This window comes from Clostridium septicum, from assembly GCF_003606265.1.
Classification (GTDB): domain Bacteria; phylum Bacillota; class Clostridia; order Clostridiales; family Clostridiaceae; genus Clostridium; species Clostridium septicum.
This window is the reverse complement of sequence record NZ_CP023672.1, coordinates 1-5,296: the sequence shown is the minus strand read 5'-3', so window position 1 is coordinate 5,296 and position 5,296 is coordinate 1. Positions and strand designations below refer to the sequence as shown.

5 protein-coding genes are annotated in these 5,296 nt (G+C 24.7%); 1 reads left to right on the top strand and 4 read right to left on the bottom strand.

Annotation, left to right across the window (positions count from 1 at the left end; genetic code table 11):
* Positions 1 to 812: 812 nt before the first annotated feature.
* Positions 813 to 1,478, bottom strand: a complete 666-nt coding sequence (locus tag CP523_RS15845) for a VanZ family protein (protein ID WP_120141078.1) — start codon at positions 1,476 to 1,478, stop codon at positions 813 to 815.
* Positions 1,479 to 1,483: 5 nt separating this feature from the next.
* Positions 1,484 to 2,716 (bottom strand): hypothetical protein, encoded by a 1,233-nt coding sequence (locus tag CP523_RS15840; RefSeq protein WP_120140574.1) that lies wholly within the window; start codon positions 2,714 to 2,716, stop codon positions 1,484 to 1,486.
* A 196-nt stretch (positions 2,717 to 2,912) separates the two neighbouring features.
* On the opposite strand from CP523_RS15840, the gene CP523_RS15835 reads away from it, so the two are divergent.
* A complete protein-coding gene (locus CP523_RS15835; RefSeq protein WP_120141077.1) occupies positions 2,913 to 3,233 on the top strand; it encodes a hypothetical protein in 321 nt (106 codons plus the stop codon).
* An 836-nt stretch (positions 3,234 to 4,069) separates the two neighbouring features.
* Here CP523_RS15835 and CP523_RS15830 read toward each other — a convergent pair.
* Both CP523_RS15830 and CP523_RS15825 read right to left on the bottom strand, forming a co-directional pair.
* The gene (locus CP523_RS15830) at positions 4,070 to 4,576 is read right to left on the bottom strand and encodes a hypothetical protein (protein WP_120141076.1); all 507 of its coding nucleotides are present in this window, start codon (positions 4,574 to 4,576) and stop codon (positions 4,070 to 4,072) included.
* Between the two features lie 208 nt (positions 4,577 to 4,784).
* Positions 4,785 to 5,012, bottom strand: a complete 228-nt coding sequence (locus tag CP523_RS15825; protein ID WP_120141075.1) for an RNase H1/viroplasmin domain-containing protein — start codon at positions 5,010 to 5,012, stop codon at positions 4,785 to 4,787.
* Positions 5,013 to 5,296 lie beyond the last annotated feature (284 nt).

Genomic DNA, 5,296 nt, shown 5'->3' with positions numbered 1-5,296 from the left:
GGTCTGGTATTATCGAGCATACTACCACGTAACTTTTCACACACCCCTAGGAGCCTAATGCAAACTCCACCAGGACAGGCACTTCCACTACTAAAACTAAATTTAATAGTTTTCTAAAAAAAGTACTTTCCCATCTAACGGCACTATCCTCGGTGGTGAGCCGAGTAGTTTTTTTAAGTGTTATTCCTTAACCACTTGCCTTCATTTAAAGGGCTTTCCCTATATTAAATTTTGTACTGTAAGTAAACTGTATTTTAAATCTGTAAATTTATATATACTTGACTTCTAACTTATATAATAAAAAAAGCTTAGGCATATAATACCTAAGCTTGGAACATTCTCTATTTAATCCAGTTAATGATAGTTTAATATTGTAAACTCTTCCAATTAACTTTTTTAAACTAGCCCTTTTTTATTTAATCTTATAAAAATCTCTTGAAATCAGTTTATATCTTATATATACTAAATGTATATTAAGATTTAAATTTCGGTTGGGCTTGTCCTAAATTCTTGGTACTTGGTATACCTTGAGTTACAATTAATTGTCGCCAAACAATTAATTGAACCGAAGTCAATCCAAAGCACTTTTATAAAAGTGCTTTTTTTATTTATTTAATTTTTTAAATGTTAATTATTTTCAATTACTTTAATTTTAATGGTTTTTTCTATATATTACAACTATTTTTTTATTTTAATTTAAATAAATATCTATTAATCTATATTTTTCATAATTTATATAAATATTTTATTACCTAAATAACTACTCTATTAATTCTAAATAATTTATTGAAAATACTTATTTAATCTTATATTTACTTCAAAGTAAATATAAGAAAAGTAATCAAAAGAAACAACTGTAGTACCCTTATTCTGTTTACTCCTTTATTATTAGATATATTTATATATCTTAAATTAATAGTATTTAAGATATTTCCAAATATAATATTAAAATATCGGAATATAATTCTACCTAAAAGTACTCCTGTTGTATTTAAAATTATATCGTTTATATCTACAGCACGTCCTATAAATAACTGTAAAAATTCTATAAAGAAAGATATAATCATTGCAGTTATTATAATTTTAAACCTCTCTTTTGCATCATCTTTATAATATATTGATAGAAAAAAACCAAATGGAATAAAGATAAGAATATTTCCAAAGAGATTTACTATAGAATACATATCTCCCTTAAGTGCAAATAAATACTGAACGTTCATACCCTTAAAAGGGATTATATTTATACTCCTCAATCTTACCATATCGAAAGAGGCAGAAGAATTATTTCCTATTGTAATACCTAAAACAAATATTATACTTAGTATGAATCCAAGGATAGCTATTTTTTCTTTTAATTCAAATCTAATATTTAGCAATGCTCTTTTTTCACTAATTAAAAGCATATTTAATAATATTATTGGAATTGCTGATATATAAAATGGAATAGCTCCAAAAATAGCTGTACTAATAATGTTCATATAAATCACTCCTTTACTGACTTTTCTATGTGTAAGTTATTTATATAAACTATAATAATAAAGCCAAGTAACATAATTGGAAACACTCTTATTTGTATGTTCTTTAGCGTAAAATATATAACATTACTTCTAAAACAAACCCACAATATAAAACATGTAATTATATATAGTAATATTATTTGTAGAAGTGTACCCCCGAAAATTTTTGTCTTCATTATAAGGCGATCCCTTTTATTTAGGCTAAAATCTTCAAAATCACATCTTTTTTTCTCTAAAATAAAAATTAATATTAATAAAATTAATGATAAAATCCATGAGGATATTTTTATAATTTTACTTGCTTTAACAGAAATATTAACTGGATTTTCTTTAAATGGGTTTTCTACTCTGCCACGATAAGTCCAATCAATATCTAATTTATCAACTATATTATCAACTGTGGTTGTTATATAATTATATTCACTGTCATTATCATATGGAATATAGCCAGTATTTTTTAAAGAATATAATATCTTAGTAAATTTACTGTCTGAAAAATTATCACTTTCTATATTTAATGAAGGCATAATAATTTTATCATCTAAGAAATTTTCGTATTCTATAGAAAATTTACTATCTTTTTTTAGAAATCCAATAACTTTTAATTTAAGGTTTAAAAATAAATAATCACATTGAATATAATCTCCTATATTATAATTCTCTAAATATGAATAACCTAAAACCACTGGAACTGCCTTACTTTCATCTAAAAGATAATCATCCCCCGAGAAATATTCTCCACATTCGATTTTATCCTTCATATTTAAATAATTACTAGTTTTATAACCTATTTGCAATGAATTTACTGTAGTCATAAGCTTTCCATCTACTTCTTTATTAATAAACTCTTCACCTTTAGTACATATGGGGTTACCTTTATACTCTCCGATATACGTTAAAGGTTGCTTTAATATTTCATAATACTTCAAATTATTATCATTAGCGATATCTATGTATAACTTTTTCATTTTATCTAAAGAATTAGGTTCATTAAAAAATTCTATAATTGATAGTCTTCCTTTAAATCCATCATAATTATCCTTCAATTGTATAAATCCAGTATCTATATGCTGTGAATTTAAATTTTTTTGTAATGAAACAGCCTCATAAATGCTATTAGATACTATAGTTAATAAAAAAATTGAAATAAAAATTAAGCTTTCATAACATTTAATTTTTATTATCCTTTGTAATTTCATATAATCCTCCCATTTTAAAAGTTCTCTTTATTACTTTTTCTCAATTCAAATAAATATACTAGGTTATATTTTTTCTAAAAAATTAATATAATTTATTTTTCACATGAAAATTATACATAAAAAATAAATAAATTGCAATTTTTTCAAGTATTAATTATAATGGTGTTGCTTATAAAAATTAATAGGGGGAAAAATAATGAATACAAAATTAAAAAAATTAACAGTTTGTGCATTAACTCTAGCTACTTTTTCATCTTCAACAGTTTCTACATTTGCTTGGTTTTGGAATAAAGTAGATGCTTCTGATCATTGGGTTACTAAAACTTCTTATGGAAGTGCTTATGCTTCTGGTTTTACTACATCGGATAAGGAACATTATACTAATGTACAGTTATATGCTGGTAACCAAATGAGAGAATCAGGTAGAGTCTGGGGATCCGGTCAAGTTGATGCTTCAACTGACTCTGCTCCATATGTTGAAAATCAAACACATTCAGCAGTATTCTATGGATTTTAAGTGGATTCAAAATGTAATAAAGCTTTAAAAAGCTTTATTACATTTTTTTATTTTGTATAACTCTGAACCTTTCAAGTTAATATAATATACATATCATATTGACTTATATGTTTTTTTAATTCCATAATATTATTTCGCTAAATGAAATTTTCACGAAGAAATCAAAATTAACGATTCTAAGCCATTTATAAGATATTAAAATTTGAAAAATTATAGTTTTTCAGTTTACTATAAATAAACTTATAGAAAAAAAGCTATTATTTCGCATCTATCAATGCGAAATAATAGCTTTTTTTCTATATATTACTCTTTTAAATTCTTTTCTTAATGATAGAAGTTTACTAACTTTTATATTTATAAATGCTATTAACCTAAATAATTTTCTAAAGAAAATTTTATAAGGGGTTTGGGGAATCCACCAACAAGCAATTTTAAAATAAACTTATTATATTTTTTAAAATTGAAGCACTGTGTCATGACACTTGCTATGCTTGCTATTCTGTGTATTCTTTACTAAACTAACAGCTAAAATATAAGTTTTGATAATTACTAATATAATAAAAAAATGAATTGAAAGGTGGTTTTTATAATTTTTTTCGTTGGCTGCACATTCCACTTTAGTGGATAATGAGCCGACATAAGAATAAAAATTATAAAAAGGTTTACCCTTGCCACTTTTCAAGAAATGAATTTATTATATAATAATTTATCCAAAACTATATTTAACGCATCTTATATTATGTTTATTTGCCTCTATAATCAATTTTAAAGCTTGTACAATGAATTTGTTAATTAAAAATTAAACAAGCTTTATATATCTATTTTATTATTTTTAATTACTTTGAAAAAATTTTAAAGAAACCATTTTTATATTTTTTATCACTTCTTTTTTGCTCCATTTTCTCTCTAATATCCTGAAGCTTATTATCTACTTCTTCAAAATGATCTGCCAAATATATTTGATTATCATTTTTTTTCTGTTCTTCTTTTAAAAGTATCTGACTATTTTCTATTAGCTTATGCAATTCGGCTATTTGCTTATCCTTTTCTTTAAGCTGAGTGTCTTTTTCTTTCAACTGTTCAGTTAATAAGTTAATTAACTCTTTATTAATAGTTAAATCCATGGATATATCTTCTATTGCTAATTCTGACTCAACTTCTAATTTAACCTTTTTGTTAACAGTTAAATTTTCCTTAATTAACCTTAACCCATCTTCTAAAATATAAGTCTTATCACCTTTATGAACTATAAATGGCCCTAAATCCTTTAACTTTTTTATTTTCTTATATATTGTTACTTTACTAACCCCAGTTAACTCTGAAACTTGCTTAATATCATACACCCCTTACAACACCTCACTTTTAACTATTAATTAATCCTTAACTAGATACTTAAAATAATTCTAAATTAAATATTAAACTCATTTAATCTAACCATTCCTTTATCATTTCTCTAATAACCTTTTCTTTACTAAGCCCAATATCATTACATTTAATTATAAACTTCTCATAAATATCTTTTGATAAATCAACTCTAAGTACTTCTTTATTTCATCTATTATATTTTTTAACATCTTTAGTTTTTACTATCTTCTTTTCAAGACCTTTTGTATATCCAAGATAATCTTCAGCTTCTTCTCTAGTTTTAAAACTTTTATATACGGAATTATATCCAAGAACTAATTTAGAACATTCACCCCAAGTATTAACTATTAAATTAGAAACTCCATTACCTTCTTTTATAGCATAGAACTTACTTTTAGCTTTTTTTTTAGACATAAATAAAACCTCTCTTTTAATATAAGTAATAAAATATATATATTATTATAACCCCTTCGCTCGACAATTTACTACCATATATGATTGACTTACAATCCATAATGAGATATGGCTAAGGTGAATAGGAATACGGCTCGCTCCCCCCCTTGAAGTATAAATAATATAAAAATTCATACTTCAAAGGAGATAAACGAACCGTAATTTTGTATGGCTCGGAGCCATGAGGTATCCGTGTCGCATTTAATCCCGTGGCTTCCAACCACTATGTAAATCAATCTCGTTTA

Excerpts from the sequence above, each read along its gene's own strand:
- CP523_RS15845 (WP_120141078.1), bottom strand. The coding sequence starts at position 1,478 with ATGAACATTATTAGTACAGCTATTTTTGGAGCTATTCCATTTTATATA.
- CP523_RS15840 (WP_120140574.1), bottom strand. The coding sequence starts at position 2,716 with ATGAAATTACAAAGGATAATAAAAATTAAATGTTATGAAAGCTTAATT.
- CP523_RS15835 (WP_120141077.1), top strand. The coding sequence starts at position 2,913 with ATGAATACAAAATTAAAAAAATTAACAGTTTGTGCATTAACTCTAGCT.
- CP523_RS15825 (WP_120141075.1), bottom strand. The coding sequence starts at position 5,012 with ATGTCTAAAAAAAAAGCTAAAAGTAAGTTCTATGCTATAAAAGAAGGT.